General features: G+C 62.9%; 26 protein-coding genes. 17 read left to right on the top strand and 9 right to left on the bottom strand.

The genetic code is table 11. The features are described from left to right. Positions 1–9 precede the first annotated feature (9 nt). From NKI88_RS10990 to NKI88_RS10980, 3 genes are all read right to left on the bottom strand, one after another. Entirely contained in the window at positions 10–369 is a 360-nt protein-coding gene (locus NKI88_RS10990; protein WP_023672028.1) for a tRNA-binding protein, read from the bottom strand. A 6-nt stretch (positions 370–375) separates the two neighbouring features. Continuing rightward, on the bottom strand, positions 376–876 hold the full coding sequence (locus tag NKI88_RS10985) for a type III secretion system chaperone family protein (RefSeq protein WP_006202532.1): 501 nt from the start codon (positions 874–876) through the stop codon (positions 376–378). A 314-nt stretch (positions 877–1,190) separates the two neighbouring features. Continuing rightward, positions 1,191–1,493, bottom strand: a complete 303-nt coding sequence (locus NKI88_RS10980; RefSeq protein WP_023672029.1) for an accessory factor UbiK family protein — start codon at positions 1,491–1,493, stop codon at positions 1,191–1,193. 77 nt (positions 1,494–1,570) lie between these two features. Between NKI88_RS10980 and NKI88_RS10975 the strand changes: the two genes are divergently transcribed. The 10 genes from NKI88_RS10975 to NKI88_RS10930 all read left to right on the top strand — a co-directional run bounded on the left by NKI88_RS10975 (position 1,571) and on the right by NKI88_RS10930 (position 9,721). Further along, on the top strand, positions 1,571–1,741 hold the full coding sequence (locus tag NKI88_RS10975; protein ID WP_023683721.1) for a hypothetical protein: 171 nt from the start codon (positions 1,571–1,573) through the stop codon (positions 1,739–1,741). Positions 1,742–1,890: 149 nt separating this feature from the next. Then, positions 1,891–2,130 (top strand): BrnA antitoxin family protein, encoded by a 240-nt coding sequence (locus NKI88_RS10970; RefSeq protein WP_023683720.1) that lies wholly within the window; start codon positions 1,891–1,893, stop codon positions 2,128–2,130. 103 nt (positions 2,131–2,233) lie between these two features. After that, complete coding sequence (gene lgt / locus NKI88_RS10965; RefSeq protein ID WP_352655087.1) at positions 2,234–3,118, top strand: prolipoprotein diacylglyceryl transferase; 885 nt, start codon at positions 2,234–2,236, stop codon at positions 3,116–3,118. Next, positions 3,115–4,179, top strand: a complete 1,065-nt coding sequence (locus tag NKI88_RS10960) for a class I SAM-dependent methyltransferase (protein WP_352655085.1) — start codon at positions 3,115–3,117, stop codon at positions 4,177–4,179. The genes lgt and NKI88_RS10960 overlap by 4 nt, the downstream gene beginning before the upstream one ends. A 151-nt stretch (positions 4,180–4,330) precedes the next feature. Further along, positions 4,331–5,125, top strand: a complete 795-nt coding sequence (gene pgeF / locus NKI88_RS10955; RefSeq protein WP_352655082.1) for a peptidoglycan editing factor PgeF — start codon at positions 4,331–4,333, stop codon at positions 5,123–5,125. Next, positions 5,125–6,276: a M24 family metallopeptidase gene (locus NKI88_RS10950; RefSeq protein WP_023672036.1), complete on the top strand. Its 1,152-nt coding sequence runs from the start codon at positions 5,125–5,127 to the stop codon at positions 6,274–6,276. Before pgeF ends, NKI88_RS10950 begins: the two co-directional genes overlap by 1 nt. Positions 6,277–6,331: 55 nt before the next feature. After that, positions 6,332–6,919 carry a hypothetical protein gene (locus NKI88_RS10945; RefSeq protein ID WP_023695795.1) on the top strand — a complete coding sequence of 196 codons (588 nt, stop codon included), beginning with the start codon at positions 6,332–6,334 and terminating at the stop codon, positions 6,917–6,919. 140 nt (positions 6,920–7,059) lie between these two features. Next, positions 7,060–7,995, top strand: a complete 936-nt coding sequence (locus tag NKI88_RS10940) for a ribose-phosphate pyrophosphokinase (RefSeq protein WP_023686119.1) — start codon at positions 7,060–7,062, stop codon at positions 7,993–7,995. A 92-nt stretch (positions 7,996–8,087) separates the two neighbouring features. Then, on the top strand, positions 8,088–8,603 hold the full coding sequence (locus NKI88_RS10935) for a hypothetical protein (protein WP_023670049.1): 516 nt from the start codon (positions 8,088–8,090) through the stop codon (positions 8,601–8,603). Between the two features lie 146 nt (positions 8,604–8,749). Continuing rightward, the gene (locus NKI88_RS10930) at positions 8,750–9,721 is read left to right on the top strand and encodes a Bug family tripartite tricarboxylate transporter substrate binding protein (RefSeq protein WP_352655079.1); all 972 of its coding nucleotides are present in this window, start codon (positions 8,750–8,752) and stop codon (positions 9,719–9,721) included. 34 nt (positions 9,722–9,755) lie between these two features. Here NKI88_RS10930 and NKI88_RS10925 read toward each other — a convergent pair whose 3' ends face one another. Beyond that, positions 9,756–10,628 (bottom strand): AraC family transcriptional regulator, encoded by an 873-nt coding sequence (locus NKI88_RS10925; protein WP_352655077.1) that lies wholly within the window; start codon positions 10,626–10,628, stop codon positions 9,756–9,758. Positions 10,629–10,831: 203 nt separating this feature from the next. Here NKI88_RS10925 and NKI88_RS10920 point away from each other — a divergent pair, with 203 nt between their 5' ends. Together NKI88_RS10920 and NKI88_RS10915 are read left to right on the top strand one after the other, a co-directional pair. Further along, positions 10,832–12,076: an MFS transporter gene (locus NKI88_RS10920; protein ID WP_023744301.1), complete on the top strand. Its 1,245-nt coding sequence runs from the start codon at positions 10,832–10,834 to the stop codon at positions 12,074–12,076. A gap of 141 nt (positions 12,077–12,217) precedes the next feature. Next, a complete protein-coding gene (locus tag NKI88_RS10915; RefSeq protein ID WP_352497571.1) occupies positions 12,218–13,132 on the top strand; it encodes an alpha/beta fold hydrolase in 915 nt (304 codons plus the stop codon). A 98-nt stretch (positions 13,133–13,230) separates the two neighbouring features. On the opposite strand, the gene NKI88_RS10910 is transcribed toward NKI88_RS10915, so the two are convergent. Beyond that, a complete protein-coding gene (locus NKI88_RS10910) occupies positions 13,231–14,073 on the bottom strand; it encodes an alpha/beta fold hydrolase (RefSeq protein ID WP_155923731.1) in 843 nt (280 codons plus the stop codon). Positions 14,074–14,222: 149 nt separating this feature from the next. Here NKI88_RS10910 and NKI88_RS10905 point away from each other — a divergent pair, with 149 nt between their 5' ends. Continuing rightward, a complete protein-coding gene (locus NKI88_RS10905) occupies positions 14,223–14,654 on the top strand; it encodes a MarR family winged helix-turn-helix transcriptional regulator (protein WP_023828119.1) in 432 nt (143 codons plus the stop codon). Positions 14,655–14,676: 22 nt separating this feature from the next. Here the strand turns inward: NKI88_RS10905 and NKI88_RS10900 are convergent, their stop codons facing one another. The 4 genes from NKI88_RS10900 to NKI88_RS10885 all read right to left on the bottom strand — a co-directional run bounded on the left by NKI88_RS10900 (position 14,677) and on the right by NKI88_RS10885 (position 20,113). Beyond that, positions 14,677–15,438, bottom strand: a complete 762-nt coding sequence (locus NKI88_RS10900; protein WP_023828120.1) for a glutamine amidotransferase — start codon at positions 15,436–15,438, stop codon at positions 14,677–14,679. Positions 15,439–15,517: 79 nt separating this feature from the next. Beyond that, positions 15,518–16,519: a rhamnose ABC transporter substrate-binding protein gene (locus NKI88_RS10895; RefSeq protein ID WP_023828121.1), complete on the bottom strand. Its 1,002-nt coding sequence runs from the start codon at positions 16,517–16,519 to the stop codon at positions 15,518–15,520. 46 nt (positions 16,520–16,565) lie between these two features. Continuing rightward, entirely contained in the window at positions 16,566–17,555 is a 990-nt protein-coding gene (locus NKI88_RS10890; RefSeq protein ID WP_023831424.1) for an ABC transporter permease, read from the bottom strand. Then, positions 17,552–20,113, bottom strand: a complete 2,562-nt coding sequence (locus tag NKI88_RS10885; RefSeq protein ID WP_352655074.1) for an ATP-binding cassette domain-containing protein — start codon at positions 20,111–20,113, stop codon at positions 17,552–17,554. Before NKI88_RS10885 ends, NKI88_RS10890 begins: the two co-directional genes overlap by 4 nt. A 187-nt stretch (positions 20,114–20,300) precedes the next feature. On the opposite strand from NKI88_RS10885, the gene NKI88_RS10880 reads away from it, so the two are divergent. The 4 genes from NKI88_RS10880 (at position 20,301) to ychF (ending at position 24,456) form a co-directional block, all read left to right on the top strand. Further along, entirely contained in the window at positions 20,301–21,587 is a 1,287-nt protein-coding gene (locus NKI88_RS10880) for an ROK family transcriptional regulator (protein WP_023825363.1), read from the top strand. A gap of 263 nt (positions 21,588–21,850) precedes the next feature. Next, on the top strand, positions 21,851–22,495 hold the full coding sequence (locus NKI88_RS10875) for a 50S ribosomal protein L25/general stress protein Ctc (protein WP_023683704.1): 645 nt from the start codon (positions 21,851–21,853) through the stop codon (positions 22,493–22,495). Positions 22,496–22,516: 21 nt separating this feature from the next. After that, on the top strand, positions 22,517–23,257 hold the full coding sequence (gene pth, locus NKI88_RS10870; RefSeq protein ID WP_023683703.1) for an aminoacyl-tRNA hydrolase: 741 nt from the start codon (positions 22,517–22,519) through the stop codon (positions 23,255–23,257). 95 nt (positions 23,258–23,352) lie between these two features. Beyond that, positions 23,353–24,456 carry a redox-regulated ATPase YchF gene (gene ychF / locus NKI88_RS10865; RefSeq protein WP_023683702.1) on the top strand — a complete coding sequence of 368 codons (1,104 nt, stop codon included), beginning with the start codon at positions 23,353–23,355 and terminating at the stop codon, positions 24,454–24,456. The last annotated feature ends 143 nt before the right edge of the window (positions 24,457–24,599 follow it).

The following is a 24,599-nucleotide window of genomic DNA, read 5'->3' as shown; positions in this document are numbered from 1 at the left end:
GCAATCTTCCTAAAACAACCTGCCGCCGTCCGGCACCTTGCGCTCGATGGCGCCAAGGACCACGGCGCCTTCCTCATCAGGGAAGCCGAGCGTGAGCACTTCCGACATGAACGGACCGATCTGGCGCGGCGGGAAATTCACCACCGCAAACACCTGCCGTCCCACCAGCGTTTCCGGCGCATAGTATTTCGTGATCTGTGCCGAGGATTTCTTCACGCCGATCTCAGGGCCGAAATCGATCTTCAGCTTGAAGGCGGGTTTGCGCGCCTCGGGGAAAGGCTCGGCCTCGACGATCGTGCCGGCACGGATGTCGACACGATCAAAATCGGCAAAGCTGATCTCGGGCTTGCGCGCGCTGCTCGAACTCATGGAAGCTCAAGCGTTGCCATAGGTCTCGAACAGGACACCGGCCAGCGCATCCTTGGCCGAGGTTCCCGACCAGACAACGAACTGGAAGGCCTGGAAATAGCATTCGCAGGCTTCAAGCGCCGACGACAAAAGCACCTCGACCTGCTGGCTCGACGGTTCGACCCCGCCGGCGAGCAGCAGTGACTGGCGAAACATGATCGCGCCCTCCTGCTCCCAGAGATCGAAATGGCCAAACAGCATCTGCTCGTTGATCAGCGACAAAAGCCGCATCACTTCCAGCGCGCGGGCTTCCGGCACCTTGATGTCGAAAGCACAGGCCAGATGCAGCGCCTCGAAGTCCTCCATCCACGAGAAGGAGACGTGATAATCGGTCCAGCTGCCGGCAACCGAGATCGAGATTTCGTCATCGCCGGCCCGTTCGAAGGACCAGTCATTGTTATGGGCGACCTGCTCGATGACATCCACCGGATGGATTTCGCGGGAGAATTCGAGTTCGAGAAGTTCCATGGAATGCTTCCTGTGTTCAGGGGAGCGCCACACGCTCCGGGGCACACACGACGAACAATCTTGTCTTGAACTCGGACGGCCAGGACTTCACGACACAAACACCCCGGACCGGACCCCACCGCCCGGCCGCATGACCCTGCTCCGAATCATACAACAAATTCAGTCTATTGATCGGGAGTCGCGTGAACAGCCTAATTTTTCGCACTGCGTCATCAGCATGTGGAAAGGCGCTGTCACAAAGATTCATGCATTGCCGGTAAACGATTCACGGCAAAGCATTTTTTCGGATTGTGCTTTGTGGAAAAGTTCAAATTTTATTTTTTTGCTTTGGGCTTTGCCGCAGCCACAGGTGCGGCCTGTCCGGTCAATTCGGCAAGCCTGGCCTCGAGCGCATCGATGCGGGCGGCCAGCCTGGTGTTTTCTTCGCGGGCCTTTGCAGCCATGTCGCGGGCAGCCTCGAACTCCTCGCGCTGCACCACATCCATGGTGTTGAGGATGCGCTCCGCCTGCCCCTTGAAGGCAGTCTCCACCTCGCGGCGCACGCCTTGTGCGGCACCCGCGGCATCGGTCATCAGCTTGGCGAATTCATCGAGAATGCGGTTCGGTCCGGTTGACATGGCAAATCCTCGCTTGCTCGAATTGACGTAGTGGCACTGCCTGCGGAATGCAAGAACGTTGAAGCTGGTGCGGCTTCATGTCGGACGCGATTTGGCTCACGGTCCGGCCGACAGATTGCTATTATCGCAAATGGATTCTTGGAACGACGGTTGCCGTGACGGACAGTGCGGACTTGGAGAAGCGCTTTGCAGCACTCGATGCAGCACTCGCAAAGGGCATTTCGGATGCCAGTGCGGGCCGGGTCTAGCCTGGCGACGAGGTGCTGGACAGGCTTGAAGCCAAATACAGGGCAACGTCAGAGAGAACCAAGTGAAGTTACTGGTCTTCACAGACCAGCGGCCTAGTTTTCCTCACGACTTGCTCCAGGCAAGAGTCACTCTCATTCAGGATCAACCAATGGCAACGCCCCCGCGCCGACCGACCAATCCGATGGAAGCCGCTGAAGCGGCCTTCAAGCCGGTCAAGAAACCCGCGCCTCCCATTCGCGAACCCTCCGCCGCACCAAACGTTCGCGAGCTTGTCTCGATCAGGATCGATCGCGCCGTGCTCGACCATTTCCAGGAAGATGGCCCCGGCTGGCAAGACAGGATCAACGATGCGCTCAGGCAATTGGTCGCCGGCAAGCCGCAGGGTTGAGCCCATTATCTCTGACGATCAGGCTGTCGTCACCTTGCCTTGACCCCGCCAAAACCCTGCCGCATGGTCCGCGCCCTAACGCGAGCCCTCCCAGGAGATCCTGTTGAACGACTATTTCCCGCTGCCGATGGCGTCGCTGTCCTTCCCCAACATCGACCCGATCCTGGTTCAGATCGGCCCGCTGGCTGTGCACTGGTACGGCATCGGCTATATCGTCGGAATCCTGTTCGCCTGGTGGTACGCCAAGCGGCTCGTGACCAACACAAGGCTGTGGCCTGATGGCGTCTTGCCGATGAAGCCGATCGACCTCGACGATTTCATCGTCTGGGCCGCCGTCGGCGTCGTGCTCGGCGGACGCACCGGCTATGTGCTTTTCTACGATTTAAAGCGCTATATCGACCACCCGCTCGACATCTTCGCCGTCTGGCAGGGCGGCATGTCGTTCCATGGCGGCCTGCTTGGCGTCATCCTCGCCATGACGCTGTTTTCCCTCAAGCGCGGCATCCGCACCTGGACGCTGTTCGACGTGGTGGCAGCCGGCGTGCCGGTCGGGCTCGGCCTCGTCCGCATCGCGAACTTCGTCAATGCCGAACTCTGGGGTCGCGTGACCGACGTGTCGTGGGGCGTCGTCTTCTGCAACGAGCGTCTCCAGCAGACCGTGGTGGGTTGTGTCGCGGGCCTGGAGCCTCGCCATCCGAGCCAGCTCTACGAAGCGCTGCTCGAGGGCGCGGTGCTGTTCCTGGTCCTGCGCTTCCTCACCCATTCGCGGCTGAAGCTGAAGACGCCGCGCTTTGTCGGCGGCGCCTTCATTTGCGGCTACGGCCTGTCACGCATCTTCGTCGAGTTCTTCCGCGAGCCCGACCAGCAGCTCGGCTACCTCCTCGGCGGCTGGCTCACCATGGGCATGGTGCGGTCGCTGCCGATGGTGCTGGCCGGCATCTGGGCGATGGCCACAGCCAAACCGGCGCCGCAACCACAGCCGGCATGACACGGCTGAAGACCCGCATCGTCGACCTGATCGGCGCGCTCGGCCCCCTCCCCGTCAACGAGTACATGGCGCTCTGCCTGTTCGATCCCAGCGACGGCTACTACACCACGCGCGAGCCGTTCGGCGCCGCCGGCGACTTCGTCACCGCACCCGAGATCAGCCAGATGTTCGGCGAACTCGTCGCCGTCTGGCTCTATCAGGCCTGGCTGGCGATCGGCCGACCGCTGCCGGCCACCATCGCGGAGATCGGGCCCGGCCGCGGCACGCTGATGAAGGACATGCTTCGCACCCTGACGCGGCTCGATCCGGCTATCGCCGCCGGAGCGTCCTTCGCTCTGGTCGAGACCAGCCCGCGGCTAACCGAAATCCAGAAACAGACGCTTGCCGAAAGTTCGGTTGAGCTCGGCTGGCACGAAACCATCGCCACGCTAGCGCAGGCGCCATTGCTGATCGTCGGCAACGAATTGTTCGATGCCGTGCCGATCCGCCAGTTCATCCGCGCCGGCGCCGGCTGGCGCGAACGGGTGATCGGCCTCGATGTCTCAGACGAGTTGAGCTTCTTCGCCGGCGCCGGCTCGGTCGAGGCGACGCTGCTGCCGGAAGACGCCGCCGAGGCGCCACAAGGCTCTATTTTCGAAATAGCACCGGCCCGCGCGGCACTGATGGCGACCATTGCCGAACGCATAGCCGACCACGGCGGCGCCGGGCTGTTCCCTGATTACGGCCATCTCCAGCCCGGTTTCGGCGACACATTGCAGGCCGTGCGCAGGCACGCCCCCGAAGATGTGCTAGCCAATCCCGGCGAAGCCGATCTCACCGCCCATGTCGACTTCGCGGCACTGGCCGCCGTCGTGCGGGCGCATGGCCTCGATGTGGAATTGGCGACGCAGGGCGACTTTCTGCTTGGCATGGGATTGCTTGAGCGAGCTGGCCAGTTGGGCAGCCAGGCAAGCCAAGAGGCACGACAAACCATTGCCGATGCCGTCGAGCGCCTGGCCGGCCCCGACGGCATGGGCACGCTGTTCAAAATCCTGAAAATCCTGCCGCATCAGCCAGTCTGACCCTCAGAGATCGTTACAAGCCGTCCCGCGACGCCGCCTATGGTCGCATGCCTGCTTTTGGCCAATGCAAAGTCGACGCGGCAGCACTGTCGCAATCACTCGGCCGAACTTCGCCTTGACGAAAACGCTGGCACGGACAACAAACCCATCCATGCTGAATCAGACCAAACCGGATCCTGTTCGCTCGCCGCTGCTGGAAGCGGCCAAGCCGCAAGGTATCCGCCATGGCTATTTCACCCGTATCGGCGGCGTCTCCGGCGGCATCTATCAGGGACTTAACATCGGCACCGGCTCGGATGACGATCAGATGCTGGTCGCCGAGAACCGCCGCCGCGTCGCTGCCTGGATGGGCGTGCCGGCCAGCCATCTCCTGACCGCGCATCAGGTCCACTCGCCCGATGTCGTTATTGCCAGGGAACCCTTTCCCGGCCCGCGGCCCAACGCCGACGCCATCGTCACCGACCGGCCGGGCATCGCCATCGGCGCCTCGACGGCCGATTGCGGCCCCGTGCTGTTCGCCGATGCTCAAGCGCGCATCATTGGCGCAGCGCATGCCGGCTGGAAGGGCGCTTTTACCGGCGTGCTTGAAAACACCATTGCCGCGATGGAAAGCCTTGGCGCCCGCCGTGAGCGCATCATTGCGGTTCTCGGTCCTTCGATCGGCCCCGACAATTACGAGGTCGGGCCGGAATTCGTCGCCCGTTTCGTCGAAGCCGATGCCGAAAACATCGGCTATTTCGCGCCTTCGGCCAATCCGGCGCATGCAATGTTCGATCTCAACCTCTATACGGTCGACCGGCTGAAGAAGGCTGGCGTGACCGCCGAGGGGCTTGGCCGCTGCACCTATGCCGAGGAGGATCTCTTCTTTTCCTACCGGCGCGCGACGCATCGCAAGGAACCGGACTATGGTCGGCAGGTTTCGGCAATTGTTTTGGAGAACGGATAATGGCGCTGCATTTCGAACGGTCGGAATTTGACGCCCGGCGTGACCGGTTGATGATCGAGATGACGGAAAAGAAGCTCGATGCTGTACTGCTTTTCGCCCAGGAGAGCATGTACTGGCTAACCGGCTACGACACGTTCGGCTTCTGTTTCTTCCAGTGCCTGGTTGTGAAGGCTGACGGCTCGATGGTGCTGCTCACCCGCTCGGCCGATTTGCGCCAGGCGCGCCACACCTCGATCATCGACAACATCGTGCTGTGGACCGACCGCGACGGCGCCAACCCGGCGATCGACCTGCGCAACCTGCTCAACGACCTCAATCTCCTCGGCGCCCGCATCGGCGTCGAATACGACACCCATGGCCTGACCGCCTTCAATGGCCGCCGCGTCGACGAGCAGCTGCAGACCTTCGGCCAGATCGCCGACGCCTCCGGTATTGTCGGCCGTCTGCGCCTGTTCAAGAGCCCGGCTGAAATCGCCAAGGCCGAAAAGGCCGCCAACCTTTCCGACGACGCGCTCGACGCGGCCCTGCCGCTGATCAAGCAGGGCGGCGACGAAGCTCTGATCCTTGCCGCCATGCAGGGCGCGGTGTTTGCCGGCGGCGGCGACTATCCGGCGAATGAATTCATCATCGGCTCGGGCATCGACGCGCTGCTCTGCCGCTACAAGGCCGGGCGCCGCAAGCTGACCAAGAACGATCAGCTGACGCTCGAATGGGCCGGCGTGTTCCATCACTATCACGCGCCGATGATGCGCACCGTGCTGACCGGCAAGGCGTCGAAGCGCCATCAGGAGCTGTTCGACGCCGCCCGCGCGGCTCTTCTGGCGGTCGAGAAGGCGATGACGCCCGGCAACACCTTCGGCGACGTCTTCGACGCGCATGCCCGCACGCTGGAGGCGCACAGCCTGACCAAGCATCGGTTGAACGCCTGCGGCTATTCCGTCGGCGCCCGCTTCACCCCGTCCTGGATGGACATGCCGATGTTCTACCAGGGCAATCCCGAGCCGATCGCGCCCAACATGACATTGTTCGCGCACATGATCATCATGGACTCCGAAACCGAGACGGCGATGACGCTTGGCCGCACCTACCTGACCACCGAATCCCAGCCGAAGCCGCTTTCACGCCATGATCTCGACTTGATCGTACAGTGAATCCATAATGGTTGGTCCACGCGGGGGCGTTCACGACTAAGGAGTTTTCGGGCAGATGAGACGATCGCATGTGACGACCGTGTCATTGCTCGCAGCGCTTGTGCTAGCCGCTTGCACCAACGCCAAGGACGTCCTTGAGCCGTCCGCCATCACGCCGCCGGCAGCCTCGGCTCAGCCCTTGGCTGCCCCGGGCATCGCGCCCGCCGCCACACCAGCGCCGGCCGTCGGCGCCACGACACCCGCCAACCCCGCGCAGAGCGCCGCCGCTTTGTCGAAGACCCGGCTGCAGATCGCGCCGATCGTCGGCGCCTCGGTGGAAGCGGCAACGCCGCTGACGGCCGAACTGCAGACACGCGCCAAGCAGCGCGGCATCACCCTCGCCGGCAGCGCCGACCAAGCCGCCACCCATGTGCTGAAGGGCTACTTCTCGACGATGACGGAAGGCAAGGACACCACCGTTATCTATGTCTGGGACGTCTATGACCCCGCCGGCAACCGGCTACACCGCATCAATGGCCAGCAGAAGGCGCCCTCGGTCAATGCCGCCGAAGGCTGGCCCGCGGTTGCACCCGCTACCATGCAGGCGGTCGCCGACCAGACGATCGACCAGTTCGCGGCCTGGCTCGGCGGCAGCGCCGGCTGATCCGCCTGTTACCGGCTTCCGTTCACTGTTGACGTTTTGAGATTAGCCGGCGGATTCCCGTCAACGAGGCTTGCAATACCGGCACGGCTCGCTACAAGCCCGATTAAGAGGACCTCCCCATCCTTCGCCAGGAACGGTGCATGAAGCTTTTCGCGGGCAATTCCAACCGGGTGCTGGCCGAAGCGGTCGCCCGCTATCTCAATGTCCCGCTGGGCAAGGCCAGCGTCAGACGCTTCGCCGATCAGGAAATCTTCGTCGAAATCCAGGAAAACGTGCGCGGCGAGGATGTCTTCATCCTGCAGTCGACCTCGTTCCCGACCAACGATCATCTGATGGAACTGCTCATCATGATCGATGCCTTCATGCGCTCCTCGGCCAAGCGCATCACCGCGGTCATCCCATATTTCGGTTACGCCAGGCAGGATCGCCGGGCCTCGGGCCGCACACCGATCTCGGCGAAGCTGGTCGCCAACATGATCACCCGCGCCGGCGTCGACCGCGTCTTGACGCTCGACCTCCATGCCGGCCAGATCCAGGGTTTTTTCGACATTCCGACCGACAATCTGTTCTCGGTGCCGGTGATGGCCCGTGACGTGAAGGCAAAATACAAACAGCTTGCCAATGTCGTCGTCGTCTCGCCCGACATCGGCGGCGTGGTGCGCGCCCGCGCGCTCGCCAAACGCTTCGACGCACAACTGGCCATCGTCGACAAGCGCCGCGAACGTCCCGGTGAATCCGAAGTGATGAACATCATCGGCGCGGTCGCCGGCAAGGATTGCCTGCTGATCGACGACATCGTCGATTCCGGCGGCACGCTGTGCAACGCCGCCGATGCGCTGCTCGCCAACGGCGCTACCAGCGTCACCGCCTATATCACCCACGGCGTGCTGTCGGGCGGTGCGGTCGCCCGCATCAGCGGCTCGAAGCTGCAGGAACTGGTGATCACCGATTCCATCCAGCCGACGCAAGGCGTGCTCGACGCCCCGAATATCCGCGTCATCTCCATCGCCGACCTGATGGGCGAGGCGATTTCGCGCACAGCGACCGAAGAGTCCGTGTCGAGCCTGTTCGATTAATCCATGTTGCCCAAAAGCGTGCCCCCGGGCCTGGCTCGGGGGTAATCTCGTTTTTGGAATCTGCCCCAAACCGTCGTGAAAGGAGCCAGCTGATGCGCAATCGAATCAAGGCTGCAGGCATCGCAGGAATGCTTCTCGCAATCGGCATCGCCAGCGCGGCCTATGCGCCGACAATCGCTCCGGTTTCGACCGCGCAGGCGCAAACGGAATATCTTCCCACCGAAAAGGATTTCATCGGCAAATGGAGCATCGCAGGGTCCGCAATCCGGCCACCGCGTGATCTGAAAGAGCCGGCGAAGCCCGACCAGGAAGCGGCTGCGACCGAATTTCAGCAGACTGTGACCGCCTTTTATGGCGCCTTCGACTATCTGGAGATCACGGCGGACGGCCGCTACAATTTTCACCAACCGGGTGACCCGGCATCGGGGCCTTGCGTCTGGTGCGGGACATGGTCGTTCAAGAACGATTCCGTGTGGCTCGAACTGGACACGGCACCCAGGCTCGACATCTACACCGAGGGCGGCGACATGCAGATGACCTACACGGCCGAGCCTGAAGAGACGTCACGATACAAATGGCTTGTTTTCAGCTGGACCAAGGCTGATTGAACTGAGGGGTGAGGCGTTCTCGCGCACGCCAACCGAAGCATCGGTGTCAAGCCCGATCTCCTGAGGCGGGCAGTCAGTCCATGGTTGCATTGTGCGAGGAGTTCACCATGGCCATACTGCCCCTCCAACCAACGGAGGAGTAGCAGATGCGGCGTAGGACTTTGCTCGGGCTCGCGGTTTCCATTGCAGCCACCCTTTCAGTACCGGCGGCCTGGGCCGCCGATTTTCCGGACCGGACCATCACCATGGTTGTCCCCTTTTCCGCCGGTGGCTCGACGGATCTGGTCGCGCGCCTAGTCGCCAACAAGATGTCCGAAAAGCTGGGCCAGCAGATTGTCGTCGAAAATGTCGGCGGCGCCGGGGGCAGCATCGGCGCTGCCCAGGTCGCCCGAGCCGAACCGGACGGCTACACGATCCTGATGGGCACGGTCGCAACCCACGCGCTCAACCCGCTGATCCTGAAGACAAAGCCCTACGATGCGGAGAAGGATTTTGCGCCGATATCGTTGCTCGTGCTGGTGCCAAACGTCCTGGTCGTGAACCCTGAATTCCCTGCCAAGGACGTCAAGGAACTGATCGAGATGCTGAAGAAGGACCCGGACAAATATGCCTACGCCTCATCAGGCAATGGCACCCCGCTCCATCTCTCCGGCGAGCTTTTCAAGACGATGGCCGGCGTCAGTATGCAGCACATTCCCTACAAGGGCGCCGGACCGGCCTTGAACGACGTCATCGGCAATCAGGTGCCGATGATGTTCGACAACCTCCCCTCTTCATCGGGCCATATCAAGAGCGGGACGCTGAGGGCTCTCGGCGTTACCACCAAGGAACGCGTTCCCTCCTTCCCCGACATACCGGCCATTGCCGAAACCATTCCCGGCTATGAAACCTACAGCTGGAACGCTCTGTTCGCGCCCGCAGGCACGCCGCCGGAGGTCGTCGCCGTTCTTCAGAAGGCGGCAGTTGAAGCCCTGAAAGACCCTGATGTGATCGCCCGCATGGCCCAGTTCAGCGCCTCGATCGTGGCCTCCACCCCCGAAGAGCTTGGAGCGCATGTGAAGGCCGAACTCGCCAAATGGGAACCGATCGTCAAGGCCAGCGGCGTTCAGCTGGACTAGGGCCTACGACAAGTGCTGCGGGCTTTTCCGGGCGCTACGGCGCCGGGGCCTCAAGTCGAGGCTGAGCCCGCCGCATGCCTTCGTCGCGGGCGCCGCGCATATAGCCGCGCGGCGAGGCGCCGAGCATGCGCTTGAACATGGTTATGAATGCCGGCACGCTGTCATAACCGAGGTCGAGCGCCACCCTGGTGATCGGCTCGCCATCGGCGAGCCTAGGCAGGGCCGCAAACAGGCAGGCCTGCTGGCGCCAAGTCGACAGCGACAGGCCGGTCTGGCGCTGGAAGGCGCGGGTGAACGAACGGCGGCTCATGCCTGCGGCATCCGCCCACTCGTCGATCGTGGCGTGCGGCGAAGGTGCCGCGACAAAGCGTCGGCAGAGCGCCGCCAGCTTCGGGTCGGACGGGAACGGCAGCCCGAGCGGCCGTTCCGGCAAGGTCGGAATCTCGTGCAGCAACAGGTTCATGATCAGCCCGCCGCGGCCTTCCAGTTCGCCGCCTTGCGGCAGCTTTTCCGATTCGACGATCAGGCTGTGCATCAGCTCGGTGATGCCGACGACGCGCAAGCCTACCGGCAGGCGGGGGATCGCGCCCGGCATGACATAGACCGAGCGCATCGAGACATCGCCCAGCATTTCGACGGAATGCTCGGTGCCGGCCGGTATCCACATTGCGTGGTCGGGCGGCACCATCCAGCGCCCGTACCTGGTCGTCACCAGCACGACACCGACCAGCGCATGCAGCAGCTGGCTGCGGCTGTGGCGGTGTTGCGGCACGAGATAACCGTCGGGGTATTCGGTCGGCAAAGCCACCGCCGGCCCGGAAACCTCCTCCAGCCACTGCCAGCGGCTTTCATGCAATCGGCCGAGATCGGCATTGCCGGCGCGGAAGATATCCTTGCCATGTGGCATCGGCTATGGCCCACTTGCGAAACTATTGGACCAAACCACGAAAGAAGTCGCCCGGCAAGCGGCTTATAAGGCAGTCGTCCCCAAGGCGATCCGTAGGGGCGTCGCCCAAGCGCTTCAGACGAGCGTCCTTAAGGCGGTCCGCGGGAGCGGCCGCCAAGCCTGCCCGCGGGCAAACACCCGCCAAAAAGACCTCGGAGCCTGCCTTGACCGATACGACAGCCACCAGCATTGCACCGCAGCCAAGCGCCAGCCTCCCTTCAGCCCAGGCGACCGCCTTCACCGTCATCCTGGCGGTGAGCTTTTGCCACGGCATCAACGACATCATGCAATCGCTGCTGCCGGCGATCTATCCGCTGCTGAAAGAGAATTACGGTCTCGATTTCTGGCAGATCGGTCTTCTGACCTTCACCTTCCAGGTCACGGCGTCGCTGCTGCAGCCGGTCATCGGCATGATCACCGACAAGCGGCCAATGCCCTATTCGCTGCCCTACGGCATGGCGTCCTCGCTGATTGGCCTGATCGTTCTGGCCTATGCCGGCCACTATGCGCTGCTTCTGGTCGGCGCCTCGCTGATCGGAATCGGCTCGGCGATCTTCCATCCGGAATCCTCGCGCATTGCCCGCTTTGCCTCCGGCGGCCGCTTTGGCCTGGCGCAATCTTTGTTCCAGGTCGGCGGCAATTTCGGCCAGTCGATGGGGCCGCTGCTCGCTGCCTTCATCGTTGTGCCCTTCGGCCAGACCAGCATTTCATGGTTCGCCGTCGGGTCTCTGACCGGCATCATCGTTTTGTCGCGGGTCGGCGGCTGGTACAGCCGGATGCGCGCCGCGCAGGGCAATCGCAAGGCGGCAAGCTTCGTCTCCCCCTTCCCGCGCAAGAAGGTGATGGGAGCGCTGGCGGTGCTGACGCTGCTGGTGCTGACCAAGAACGCCTACATCGCCTCGCTCTCCAGCTACTACACCTTTTATTCCATCCATAAGTTCGGCGTGTCGGTGCAGATGAGCCAGGTCATGCTGTTCCTGTTCCTCGGCGCCTCGGCGCTGGGCATCCTGCTCGGCGGACCGTTCGGCGACCGCTACGGCCAGAAGGCGATGATCTGGTTCTCGATCGTCGGCGTGCTGCCGTTCACGCTGGCGCTGCCCTACGCCAATTTCGAATGGACGATGGTGCTGACGGTGCTGATCGGCCTGATCCTGTCCTCGGCCTTCTCCAACATCGTCGTGTTTGCGCAGGAGTTGGTGCCGGGACGTGTCGGCACCATCGCCGGGATCTTCTTCGGCTTCGCCTTCGGCATGGGCGGCATTGCAGCCGCCGTGCTCGGCGTCGTCGCCGACATGAAGGGCATCGATTTCGTCTTCCAGATCTGCTCGTATCTGCCGCTGCTCGGCCTGCTGACGGTGTTCCTGCCCAACATGAAGGAAGCCAGGAAGGCGCAAGCGGCGGCCAGATAAAACCGGTCGATTTTGCGGATTTGACGCAGGGCGCGGCATTGCTGCGCCCTCTGTGATTCTTTCACCATGCGCTGGTTGAAAAGCCTGCTAGAGATAGTCATCAACGAAGGCTTGGGGCCTTCGACGTCTCTGGGGGATGACATGCGCAAGATCGTATTGGCCGTATTGGGTGTGCTTCTTGTTACCTTGCCGGCGACGGCACGCATCGTTCCCTTTCCGCCGGGTTTCAAGACGCAGTCCGTCGGAACCAACGGCACCAAACTCTATGTGCGCGTTGGCGGCAAGGGTCCCGCCGTCGTGCTGCTGCACGGCTTTGCCGATACCGGAGACATGTGGGGCGCCGCGGCCATCGCCCTCGCAAAGGACCACACCGTCATCGTGCCGGACCTGCGCGGCATGGGTCTGTCGGCCCACCCGGAAGCGGGCTACGCCAAGAAGAACCAGGCCGTCGACATCGCCGGCGTGTTGGATGCCCTGAAGATCGACAAGGCAGATCTCGTCACCCACGACATCGGCAACATGGTCGGCTATGCGCTCGCCGCTCAGTATCCCAAGCGCATCACCAAATGGGTCATCATCGATGCGCCGCTGCCCGGCATCGGCGATTGGGAAAAGATCAAGCAAAGCCCGCTGCTTTGGCACTTCAACTTCCGCGGCCCGGATATGGAGCGGCTGGTCGCAGGGCGCGAGCGCATCTATCTCGATCGCTTCTACAACGAACTGTCGGCAGACCCCAAGAAGATCGACGAGGCCACGCGCAAGCACTACGCCAGACTCTATGCCCGCCCGCATGCGATGCATGACGCTTTCGAGCAGTTCAAGGCGTTTGACCAGGACGCGATCGACAACCAGGCGATGCTTGCCGCCGGCGGCAAACTGACCATGCCGGTGCTGGCTGTCGGCGGTGAAAAATCCGCCGGCACCACGCAGGCCGATCTCCTGCGGCTTGTTGCGACCGATGTCACGGGCGGCATCGTGCCCGCTTCCGGACACTGGATCATGGAGGAAAACCCCGACGACACCGTCAAACTGATCACTGGTTTTCTCGATAAATAGGCACTGTCCCGCTGACATTTCGACGAAAGCAAATGCACCCGCCCGGCGGCGGGTGCCTTGCCTATCCAACTGGACGATGTCTATTCAACTGAACGATTCTACGCCTTGAAGAACGCCAGCAGGTCGGCATTGATGACATCGGCATGGGTCGTCGCCATGCCGTGCGGGAAGCCCTTGTAGACCTTGAGCTCGCCCTTTTTGAGCAGCTTGACAGCCAGCAGCGCGGAGTCGGCGATCGGAACGATCTGGTCGTCGTCGCCATGCATCACCAGCACCGGCACCTCGATGGCCTTCAGATCGTCGGTGAAGTCGGTTTCCGAGAACGCCTTGATGCAATCGTAATGCGCCTTGGTGCCGCCCATCATGCCCTGGCGCCACCAATTCTCGACGACAGCCTGCGACACCTGGGCGCCGGGGCGGTTGAAGCCGTAGAACGGGCCGGCCGCAACATCGTGGAAAAACTGGGCGCGGTTGGCTGCCTGGGCGGAGCGGAAACCATCGAACACCTCGATCGGCAGGCCACCCGGATTGGCCGCCGTCTTCAGCATGATCGGCGGCACCGCGCCGAGCAATGCGGCCTTGGCGACACGGCCACCGGAGCCGTACTTCGCGACATAACGGGCCACTTCGCCGCCACCGGTGGAATGGCCGACATGGATGGCGTCTCTGAGGTCGAGATGCGCCGCAAGTTCCGCGACATCGGCGGCATACGTATCCATCTCGTTGCCGGTATCGGTCTGGGTCGAGCGGCCATGGCCGCGCCGGTCATGGGCAATGACGCGGTAGCCCTTGGACAGGAAGAACAGCATCTGGGCGTCCCAGTCGTCGCTGCTCAGCGGCCAGCCGTGATGGAAGACGATGGGTTGTCCCGTTCCCCAATCCTTGTAGAAAATTTCGGTGCCGTCCTTGGTGGTGATCGTGCTGCTGCCGGGCTTGGTCATCTCGCTCTCCATTGATTGCTTCCGCGATAATCAATATCGCGATAACCATAAGACTAGCGCAGGTCCAAATCCTTGTCTACAGAAAAATATATCGCGATATCATTTTTCGTGGTACATATTGATGTGCTCAGTCGGCAAAGGAATGCCTCGTGCCTCTCCCGTTGGACAACCAGCTCTGCTTCACGCTTTACGCCACCAGCATGGCAATCAATCGCACCTACAAGCCCATGCTGGACGAGATGGGCATCACCTATCCGCAATATCTCGTGCTGAACGCACTTGCCGAAGCCGGCGGGATGTCGGTCGGCTCGATTGCGCACAGGCTCGCTTTGGAATCGAGCACCATCACGCCGCTGTTGAAGCGCATGGAACAGGCCGGTCTCGTCACCCGCCAGCGCAGCCAGACGGACGAGCGCCAAGTGCAGGTCGACCTGACGCCTGCCGGCCGCGCGCTGCTCGTCCAGTGCAACTGCCTCAACGAAACCCTGATCGAACGCTCGGGCATGACGATGGCTGATCTCGATGCCTTGAATCGGCGGATCCAGGCGCTGCGCGAAGCGTTGAGCAGCAAGCCGGACTAGCTGCCCTACAAACACGCCAGGCTTAATCCTTGCCGGCCAGCCAGCGCATGATGTTGGCCATCAATATGCCGTAGAGCGGCCATCCCAAAAAATCCTGCGACAGCCAGTGCGGGCCGATGTCTGTCGCCCACGCGACGGTGCGGCCACGGCCATGCTCACGAACCGCCAGCAGCGGCCAGTCGGTGCCGCGATACTGGCAGGTCGCCAGAAGCTGGGACGAGCCGTCGCGCCTGAAATCGAGTTTGTTCATGCCGAGGATCGGCGGCAACGGGCCCGCGACACCGGCAAGGATTGGATGCGACGCCTGAAGGATCGACGGCTGCAGGCCTTGCGGCACTTCCAACCCATCCGAGAATGGCAGGCAGCGCACGGGCAGCACGTCCTCCACCGGCGTGTCGTGGAAACGCGCCGTGCCGAACATACCCTGGAATCCCATATAGCCTCCGGCCAGCATCAGCCCGCCGCCGCCTTCGACATAGGCCTTGAGGACGTCGAGTCGGTTGACGCCGATGCGCCCGGCGCGGGCCTCCGGCGTGACCAGCAAGGTCAGCGCGCCGACATCGGAGATCACCACCGCCTGGTATTCGGCCAGCGCGTCGAGGTCATACGGAAATTCGGCCGCACAGCGATCGCCACCGATCTGCGTCACCGCTATGCCCTCTGCGGCAAGGGCGGCATTGAAGGCCGTCGCGCCATTCACCCATGTCGCACTTGTCAGAACGTCGCCGCCGGCAGCGACCGACGTCGTCGCCGCGAAGGTCTCGCCTGCCAGCAAGAGTTTCATCGTCGCCCTCACGCTTTTCGACTGACAATTGAACGAGCGGGCGCCGGCTTGAACCGGCGCCCGCCGGGCCTTGGGAGGCTTAGAACTTGAACTCGGCCAGGTTTTCCGGCGTCACGATCTTGGCCGGGCCAAGGATCAGTTCGCCGCTGGCCCCGATCGTGTATTCGCCGAGCCTGCCCGCCGTGAACTTCTCACCTTCCTTGCCGGTGATCTTGCACTGCGCTAGCGCCTGGGCCGCCTGATAGGTCAGGTAGCCGAGATCGGTGACATTCCACCAGATATCCTGGGCAGCGCCATCCTTGATGTATTTCGAAATCAAAGTGGCCGGCGCAAGGCCGGTCAGCTTGACCTTGCCGATCATGCCGGCTTCCTCGAGTGCGCGCGCGGCCGCCGGAAGGCCAATGCCTGCCGGCACGATGATCACCTTGAGATCCGGAAACGCCTGCACCAGCGCCAAGGCCTGCTGCTGGTTGACCTGCTCGCTCTCCTCGCCATAGGCGACCTGCACCAGTTTCATCTTGGCGTATTTCGGCTCTGCCGCCATCTTCGCCTTCATGAAGTCGATCCAGGCGTTCTGGTTGGTCGCCGTCGGCGTCGACGACAGGATGGCGAACTCGCCTTCGCCGCCGCTGAGGTTGAATGCGCTTTCCAGCATCATTTCGGCCAGACTGTCGCCCTTCACCTGGTTCACGAACACCGCGCGCGCATCGGCCGCGACGTCGGAATCGTACGATATCACCCGGACGCCTTGCTGAACGGCGCGCTTCAGCGCAGGCGCAACCGCATTGGCGTCGTTGCCGGCGATAGCGATGACCCCGACCTTCTGCGACACAAGGCTGTTGATGAATTCGATCTGTGCCTCGGCCGTCGCCTGCGACGGGGCGACCTGGGTGGCGGTGCCGCCAATTTCCTTCGCAGCCTCCTCGGCGCCGCCGAAAGCCACCTTGAAGTAGGGATCGGTGTCGAGCTTGGGCAGGAAGCCGACCGTTACAGGTTCCTTGGCGCATTCCTGGCTGTATGCCAGCGAGGCCGGCGCAAGCAGAACCGCGGATGTGAGCAGGGCTATTCTAAACGCTTTCATTGTGTCTCCTCCGTCAGAATTCGGGCTTGAAGAAAGGGGCCCGAGATCACCCCTTGGTTTCGCGCAGGACGCGCGATCTTGACAGCCGCTCCTCCAGGGAGCGCCAGTAATTGCCGACCAGCAGCGAGCCGATCAGAAGCAGGCCGATGATCATGCCTTGAGCGTCGCCGCCGATCTGGTTGAGCGCCAGCACATTTCGGATGATGGCGATCAACAGCAGCGCCAGCATGACCCCCGTGAGCCGCCCCTTACCACCGAAGACGCTGACGCCGCCGAGCAGCACGATGGTGATGACATCGAGCTCCATGCCGAGCGCATTGTTGGCGCGGGCGTTGGAGAGGCGCGCGGTGTAGACGATGCCGGCGATGGCCGCGACGAGGCCCGAAACGACGAAAAGCTTCAGCACCATTTGGCGCGTGTCAATGCCGGAATAGCGCGCCACTTCGGGGCTGCCGCCAAGCGCATAGATGCGCTTGCCGGTCGGCGTCTTCTGCAGCACCACCGCGAAGATCGGCGCCAGCAGCAGGAACGGCACGATGGTCCACGGGATTTGTGTGCCCGGCAGATTGCTGATGCCGAAATCGACAACCGCCGGCGGCAATATGTTGACCGAACCGGTGCCGAGCAGGATGTAGCCAATGCCCCGATACAGCGCCATGGTGCCGAGCGTCACCACCAGCGACTGCAACCCGAGGCCCGACACCAGATAGCCGTTGAAGGCGCCGAGCAGGCCGCCGAAGACGAGCGTCAGCGGAATGGCGGCCAGCGTCGGCACGCCGGCCTGGACAAGCAGGCCAAAAATCACGGATGTCAACGCCAGCACCGAGGCGATCGACAGGTCGATCTCGCGGGTGATGATGAGCAGCGTCATCGGCAGGATCAGCAACGCCTTTTCCGAGGCGCTCGCCCCCAGCTGAGAAAGGTTAAAGCCGGAAACGAAATTCGGCACGAAGACCGCCGCATAGATAAAGACGGCGAGGCAGGCGGTCGCCAGCAGCAAATCCCAGAAGTCGATCGAGCGGATAAACTTTCTCATCTCGCCCTCGCCTGTCTTGCCTGTTCGGCACGCCGCACGATGAAGGTGTCGATGCCGATGGCAACCAGGATCACCAGGCCATAGACGCCCTGCAGCCAGAGCGGGTCGACACGCACCAGCGTCAGCCCGTTCTTGATGACCAAGAGAGTGAGCGCGCCAAGGATGATGCCGAGCAGCGTGCCCGAGCCGCCGCGGATGGCGACGCCGCCGACCACTGCAGAGGCGATCACCGTGAGTTCGAAGCCGAGCGCGACGCGGGCATCGATGGTGGCATAGCGCGATGCCCACAGCGCCCCGCACAGACCGCCGAGCAGGCCGGCCATGCCGAAGGCCAGCAGGATGCGCCGGTCGACCGGGATGCCGATCAGCCGTGCGCCGTCGGGATTGGAGCCGGTGGCAAACAGCTCGCGCCCGGTTGCGGTGCGATAGAGCAGCACATAGCCGGCGCACAGGATGACAATAGCGATGATGACGATCAGCGGCACGCCTGCGATCTTCAGCCCGGTCATGTCGAGCCAGGCTTGCGTGACTTCGTCGGCGCTGACCTGGTCGCCCGCCGCCCAGATCGAGTTGAAACCGCGGAAGATCGACATCGAAGCCAGCGTAACGACGATGGCCGGGATCTTTCCCCTGGTAACGACTAGGCCGTTGAGCAGTCCGGCAAAGCCGCCGACCGCGCAGGCGGTGATCAGGCCGATGCCGATGTCCAATCCGGGATAGGCCTGAACCATGCTGGCCGCCATATAGGCGGAGAGGCCGATCACAGCTGCGATCGACAGGTCGATGTTGCGGGTGATCAGCACCAGCATCTGCGCCAGTGCGGCGACAATCAGCAAGGCCGCGTCCATCGACACAGCGGTGAGGTTCGCCGCGCTCACCATGCGCGGGTTGATGATGGTGACCGGAATGGCGACGGCGAGCATCGCCGCAAGCAGGCCGAATTCCCGCCGCTTCAGAAAATCGAACGGTCCTTTTGCCTTTTCCTCCTCGGCGGCGCGTTCTATCTGCGCTGCCTGGCCGGCACGTTCATCGGTCCTGGTCGCCGCTTCCAGTACCTTTTCCTGCGTGGCTTGCCCGCGCGAAAACTCGGCAGTCTGGCGGCCTTCGCGCAGCACGATAATGCGGTCGCACATGCCGATCAGCTCGGGCATCTCTGACGAGATCAGCAGGATCGCCATGCCTTGCGCGGCAAGGTCAGCGATCATTGCATGCACTTCCGCCTTGGTACCGACATCGATGCCTTGCGTCGGCTCGTCGAGGATGAGCAAGCGCGGCTCGGTGCGCAGCCATTTGGCCAGCACCACCTTCTGCTGGTTGCCGCCGGATAACTCTTTCACCGGCTGCCCGTAGCCGGAAAAGCGCAGCTTCATGCGCTTCAGCCAGTCCGCCACCAGACCGATGGCGCGGTCGGTGCCGTAGAGACCGCGTTGTGCGGCCTTGTCGAGAACAGGTAGCACCGCATTGTCGAGGATGGAGAAATCCATCACCAGGCTCTGGCCCATGCGATCTTCCGACACATAGGCGATGCGCGCATCCATGGCGTCGCGCGCCGAGGCGAACTGCACGGGCTTGCCGTCGATCAGGATTTCGCCGGCGTCGGGCCGGTCGATACCGAACAGCACGCGCGCAATCTCGGTGCGTCCGCTGCCGACCAGGCCGCCAAGCCCCAGCACCTCGCCGGCGTGAAGCTTGAGGTCGATACCGGCAAACCCGCCGGCGCGCGAAAGTCCCTTCGCCTCCAGCACCAGCGCGCCTGAGGCATGGCGCCGTTCGGGATAGAGGTCGGTGACTTCACGCCCGACCATCATGCTGATGGCGGCAGCGCGGCCAAGCTCGGCCTTCGGCTTGACGCCGATCAGGCGCCCGTCACGCAGCACCGCGATGCGGTCGGCGATGCGGAAGATTTCATCCATGCGGTGGCCGACGAACATCATCGCCACGCCGTGCAGCCTGAGATCGGCAACGACGGAAAACAGCCGCTCGACCTCGCGTTGCGACAATGCGGCCGTGGGTTCGTCCATGATCAGCACGCGGGCATCCAGCGACAGCGCGCGGGCGATCTCGACCAATTGTTGTTCAGAGGTACGCAGTGTTCCCAGCCGCGTTGCCGCCGGCACATCGAGCCCGACGGTGGCCAGCACCTTGCGGGCGCCGGCCAGCATGGCGGCATTGTCGATGCCGCCAAAGCGGTCGCGCGGCATGTGGCCGAGATAGATGTTCTCCGCCACCGACAGATCGGGAAACAGGCCAGGATGCTGGTGCATGACCGCAATGCCGGCCGCCTGCGCGTCATGCGGCGAATGGAAGACGGCTGATTTGCCGTCAACCTCGACATGACCGCTGGTGGGAGAATGCACACCGGCCAGAAGCTTCACGCAGGTGCTCTTGCCGGCGCCGTTTTCGCCAAGCAGCGCCAGCACCTCGCCGGAGCGCAATTCGAAGGAGGCGTCCTTGAGCGCAATCGTGCCGCCGAAAGCCTTCGTCGCCTGAACCAGGGCAACAGGAACAGCCCGCACCACCGCAGCGTCGGCTTCGCTTTGTGTGCCCGAGTGCAGCACGTCTCCTCCCTGACTAGTTATTTTTTCAATTTGCTATATTAAATAGCGCAAAGGCGCAACGGCAAAATTGACTTCCATGGTTCCGACGCGCACTGTCGCCTCTCGCACAGGCATCGCAGGATGCTTCGGCCGAAGGTGGTTTCGGCCTCTTGCGGTAAGAACGGCGACATTTGAGGAGACGCGGGTTTTGTCAGGGAAAGGCAGCAATTCTGTCAAAGTTCGCCACTACAACGAGCGTTTCGTGCTCGACGCCATCCGTCGCCTCAAGGAAGCCTCCAAGTCCGATCTGGCGCGCGCGGCCAGCCTGACGCCGGCGGCCGTCGCTGCCATCGTCGACGGCTTGGAATCATCCGGATTCGTAAAGCAAGTGGGAAAAAGGTTCGGGCAACGCGGATCGCCCTCCACGCTTTACCGGCTGACACCGGAACGCATCTACAGCGTCGGCATCAAGATCGGCCGGCGTGCGCTTGAAGCCGTTCTGGTCGACTTCGCCGGTGAAATCCGCGCAAGAGAGTCGCACGAATACCGCTTCCCCGATCCTGATCTGGTGCTGAAGGCCGGCAACATGGCGCTGGCCACCTTCGAAAAGCTGGTGGATGGGCTTGGCGATGCCAGCATCGTCGGCGTCGGCATTGCCTCACCCTATTTCCTCGGCGGCTGGAGCGAGGAACTCGGCTTTCCCGACGATCTCGGCAGCCGCTGGGAGGCGATCGACCTGACGACATGCTTTGCCACGCCGGCGAAGACGCCGGTGTTCGTGGAAAACGACGCCACGTCGGCGGCGCTGGCCGAACTTGTCCAGGGCGCCGGCGCCCGCTTCCGCGATTTCATGCACATCTCGATCGACACTTTTGTCGGCGGCGGCCTGGTGCAAGGCGGCAGGGTCCATACCGGGCCGCATGGCAACAGCGCTGCCCTCGGACCCTTGCCGGTCTCGCCCTCAAGCCTCGATTCGGTGGCGGCGAAGCCTGCGCGCTACCAGAGCCTGCTGCATCGCGCCTCGATCTATGTGCTGGTCAATCACCTGAGGTCGCGCGGCGTGGTGATCAACCGCGTGCGAGAGCTCGATCCGTTGCCGCCCGAGGCGCGCGCGCCCTTGTTCGAATGGATCGACGATTGCGCGAGCGCGCTGGTCGAGGCGATCATCGCCATCACCTCCATCATCGATATCGAGGCCATCGTTCTCGACTCGATCCTGCCCAGGCCGATCCATCTCGAACTGCTGGCAAGGGTGCAGGCCCAGTTCAACCAGGCCAGCGCCATCGGCATCGTGGCGCCGGAGATCGTGCCGGGGCAATTCGGCCCCGAAGCGTCCTCGATCGGCGCCGCCATGCTGCCGTTCTCGGCGCTGCTGGCGCCCGACAGCGGCGTGCTCATGATCGGCAAGGACCGGACGAAACTGCTGAGCGCTCTGTCCACGCTCGGTGGCGCCAAGGGAAACGGATCAAATCCGCCCACCGACCTGCCGGCCTGAGCGCAATGCGGCGCCCAACGCAGGCATCGGCCACCCTTGCCCGCCATGGCTTGCACGCCTGCCCGCCTTCCGCTATAGAGCCGCCACCCGCGTAGACACCCTTGGAGGCAACGCGGCGGAAGGCTGCCTTCCCTTGTGATCCCGAACAAAGCTCCGCGTATGCGGTTTCTGGCATTCGGACATCCAGGCCTGGCGGCTTTCGACGTTTACGGTCCAGGCACACTGCCACCGCAAACGCTCCATAAAACGCGAAAGGAAATGCCATGAGCCACGATACTTACGAGCTCAAGGCCGAAGCGCGCGAACAGGTCGGTAAGGGGTCCGCCCGTGCAGTTCGCCGCAACGGTAAAGTGCCTGCAGTTATCTACGGCGACAGACAGCCTCCCCTGGCGATTGCGCTGAACTATAAGGACGTCTTCTACAAAATCCATGGCGGCGGGTTTTTGACCACGATCGCCACGATCGATGTCGACGGCAAGAAAATCCAGGTTCTGCCCAAGGATTTCCAGCTTGACCCGGTCAAGGATTTCCCGGTCCATGTCGACTTCCTGCGCATCGGCAAGGACACCGAGGTCAACGTCGACGTGCCTGTCCACTTCATCAATGAAGACAAGTCGCCCGGCATCAAACGCGGCGGCGTGCTCAACATCGTGCGTCATGAAGTCGAGTTCCACTGCCCGGCCAATGCAATCCCGGAATTCATCACCGTCGATCTCACCGGCGCCGACATTGGCGATTCGATCCACATCTCGGCGGTTACCTTGCCGGCCGGCGTCAAGCCGGTGATCTCCGATCGCGACTTCACCATCGCGACCATTGCCGGCTCCTCGGCGATGAAGCCGGAGACGGAAGAGACGACGGAAGCGGCAGCCCCCGAAGCGGCGGCTCCTGCTGCCGAAGAGAAGTAATTTTCGGGCCCGGAGTTCACGATGCTTGTCTTTGCAGGCCTCGGCAATCCGGGCGCGAAATACGCTGATAACCGGCACAATGTCGGCTTCATGGCGGCGGACGCAATTGCCCGCCGCCATTCGTTTTCGCCCTGGTCGAAGAAGTTCCAGGGCCTGATCGCCGAAGGCACGATTGCCGGCGAAAAGATTCTCCTGATCAAGCCGCAGACCTTCATGAACCTGTCGGGACAGCCGATCGGCGAAGCCTTGCGCTTCTACAAGCTCGGCCCCGAGGCGCTGACCGTCTTCTACGACGAGATCGACCTGCCGGCCGGCAAATTGCGGGTCAAAGTCGGCGGCGGCGCCGGCGGCCACAACGGCATCCGCTCGCTCGACCAGCATGTCGGCAAGAATTTTCGCCGCGTGCGCATCGGCGTCGGACACCCCGGCGTCCGGGAAATGGTGCATGGCCATGTTCTCGGCGACTTCGCCAAGGCCGATCGCGAGTGGCTGGACGTGCTGCTCGACACCATCGCCGACGATGCCGGGCTGCTGGCCAAGGGCGACGACAGTTCCTTCATGAACCGCATTACTCTGGCCCTGCGCGACAAGCTGGTGCCGACCAGCGACGACGACCGGCCGCCGCCCAAGGCGCCGAAGGCTGAAGGTCCAAAGGCTCAAAGCCACATCCGCCAGGCACGGCCACAGCAGGCGGCGGCCAAGCTGCCGGAAAGCGGCCCTATGGCCGCCATGCTGAAGAAACTGTTCGGCAAGAAGGACTGAGCGTCGATAGGATCGGGACCGCGGGGCTTGACGTTGCTCACCCCTATCGCCCATAGCCCTCATCAAATTTCTAGTTTCCCGATAGGACCGGACACATGGGTTTCAAATGCGGCATCGTTGGCTTGCCCAACGTCGGCAAGTCGACGCTTTTCAACGCGTTGACCAGGACGGCGGCGGCGCAGGCCGCCAACTATCCGTTCTGCACCATCGAACCGAACACCGGCGAGGTGGCGGTGCCCGATCCGCGGCTGCAGAAGATCGCCGCAATCGCCAAGTCTAAGGAGATCATCCCGACCCGCATCTCCTTCGTCGACATTGCCGGCCTGGTGCGCGGCGCCTCCAAGGGCGAAGGGCTGGGCAACCAGTTCCTCGCCAACATCCGTGAGGTCGACGCCATCGTGCATGTGCTGCGCTGTTTCGAGGATGACGACATCACCCATGTCGAGGGCAAGATCGACCCTGTCGCCGACGCCGATACGGTCGAGACCGAGCTGATGCTCGCCGACCTCGACAGCCTCGAGCGCCGCATCGTGCAGATCCGCAAGCGCGCCGGCAGCAAGGACAAGGAAGCAACCACCGTGCTGCCGATGATGGAGGCAGCACTCGAGCTCCTCCAGGCCGGCAAGCCGACCCGCATCCTGCTCAAGGGCATTTCAGCGGAAGACCTGCGCATCCTGCAGGGACTGAACCTCTTGACCTCGCACCCCGTGCTCTATGTATGCAACGTCGCCGAAGCCGACGCCGCCACCGGCAACGAGCACACCAGGGCCGTGGAAAAGATGGCGACCGCGCAGGGCGCCGGCACCGTGGTGATCTCAGCCGCGATCGAGGCCGAAGTCGCCCAGCTCTCCGACGAGGAAGAGATGGAGTTCCTGTCCTCGCTCGGCCTCGACGAACCTGGCCTCAACAAGGTCATCCGCGCCGGCTATGATCTGTTGCACCTGATCACCTATTTCACCGCCGGGCCGAAAGAGACGCGCGCCTGGACCATCCACAAGGGCGACAAGGCCCCGCAGGCCGCCGGCGTCATCCACACCGACTTCGAGCGCGGCTTCATCCGCGCCCAGACCATCGCCTATAACGACTACGTCACGCTGGGCGGCGAAGTGGCGGCCAAGGAGGCCGGCAAGGCGCGCGACGAAGGCAAGGAATATGTCGTCCAGGACGGCGACGTGCTGCTGTTCAAGTTCAACACCTGATTTGATGGAAATCGCGTCACCCATGGGGCGCGGCCATGTAGGCGAAGGCAGGCGCCTACACCCGCAGTGGGCACGAGATTGCAGGATGGCATCCCCGATACTGTAAAGCGCACCGATACGGCGGTCGATATCTGGGTAGACGA

The organism is Mesorhizobium sp. M0317 (assembly GCF_040321555.1).
Lineage (GTDB): Bacteria > Pseudomonadota > Alphaproteobacteria > Rhizobiales > Rhizobiaceae > Mesorhizobium.
This window is presented reverse-complemented; position numbering and strand designations above follow the sequence as displayed.

Bases quoted from the DNA above. Each gene is read 5' to 3' on its own strand.
- NKI88_RS10985 (WP_006202532.1), bottom strand. From the start codon at position 876: ATGGAACTTCTCGAACTCGAATTCTCCCGCGAAATCCATCCGGTGGAT.
- pth (WP_023683703.1), top strand. From the start codon at position 22,517: ATGCTTGTCTTTGCAGGCCTCGGCAATCCGGGCGCGAAATACGCTGAT.
- NKI88_RS10900 (WP_023828120.1), bottom strand. From the start codon at position 15,438: ATGAAACTCTTGCTGGCAGGCGAGACCTTCGCGGCGACGACGTCGGTC.
- pgeF (WP_352655082.1), top strand. From the start codon at position 4,331: ATGCTGAATCAGACCAAACCGGATCCTGTTCGCTCGCCGCTGCTGGAA.
- NKI88_RS10975 (WP_023683721.1), top strand. From the start codon at position 1,571: ATGTCGGACGCGATTTGGCTCACGGTCCGGCCGACAGATTGCTATTAT.
- NKI88_RS10960 (WP_352655085.1), top strand. From the start codon at position 3,115: ATGACACGGCTGAAGACCCGCATCGTCGACCTGATCGGCGCGCTCGGC.
- NKI88_RS10950 (WP_023672036.1), top strand. From the start codon at position 5,125: ATGGCGCTGCATTTCGAACGGTCGGAATTTGACGCCCGGCGTGACCGG.
- NKI88_RS10890 (WP_023831424.1), bottom strand. From the start codon at position 17,555: ATGAGAAAGTTTATCCGCTCGATCGACTTCTGGGATTTGCTGCTGGCG.
- NKI88_RS10895 (WP_023828121.1), bottom strand. From the start codon at position 16,519: ATGAAAGCGTTTAGAATAGCCCTGCTCACATCCGCGGTTCTGCTTGCG.
- NKI88_RS10910 (WP_155923731.1), bottom strand. From the start codon at position 14,073: ATGACCAAGCCCGGCAGCAGCACGATCACCACCAAGGACGGCACCGAA.
- ychF (WP_023683702.1), top strand. From the start codon at position 23,353: ATGGGTTTCAAATGCGGCATCGTTGGCTTGCCCAACGTCGGCAAGTCG.
- NKI88_RS10925 (WP_352655077.1), bottom strand. From the start codon at position 10,628: ATGCCACATGGCAAGGATATCTTCCGCGCCGGCAATGCCGATCTCGGC.
- NKI88_RS10930 (WP_352655079.1), top strand. From the start codon at position 8,750: ATGCGGCGTAGGACTTTGCTCGGGCTCGCGGTTTCCATTGCAGCCACC.
- NKI88_RS10990 (WP_023672028.1), bottom strand. From the start codon at position 369: ATGAGTTCGAGCAGCGCGCGCAAGCCCGAGATCAGCTTTGCCGATTTT.
- NKI88_RS10915 (WP_352497571.1), top strand. From the start codon at position 12,218: ATGCGCAAGATCGTATTGGCCGTATTGGGTGTGCTTCTTGTTACCTTG.
- NKI88_RS10940 (WP_023686119.1), top strand. From the start codon at position 7,060: ATGAAGCTTTTCGCGGGCAATTCCAACCGGGTGCTGGCCGAAGCGGTC.
- NKI88_RS10945 (WP_023695795.1), top strand. From the start codon at position 6,332: ATGAGACGATCGCATGTGACGACCGTGTCATTGCTCGCAGCGCTTGTG.
- NKI88_RS10980 (WP_023672029.1), bottom strand. From the start codon at position 1,493: ATGTCAACCGGACCGAACCGCATTCTCGATGAATTCGCCAAGCTGATG.
- NKI88_RS10875 (WP_023683704.1), top strand. From the start codon at position 21,851: ATGAGCCACGATACTTACGAGCTCAAGGCCGAAGCGCGCGAACAGGTC.
- NKI88_RS10970 (WP_023683720.1), top strand. From the start codon at position 1,891: ATGGCAACGCCCCCGCGCCGACCGACCAATCCGATGGAAGCCGCTGAA.
- NKI88_RS10935 (WP_023670049.1), top strand. From the start codon at position 8,088: ATGCGCAATCGAATCAAGGCTGCAGGCATCGCAGGAATGCTTCTCGCA.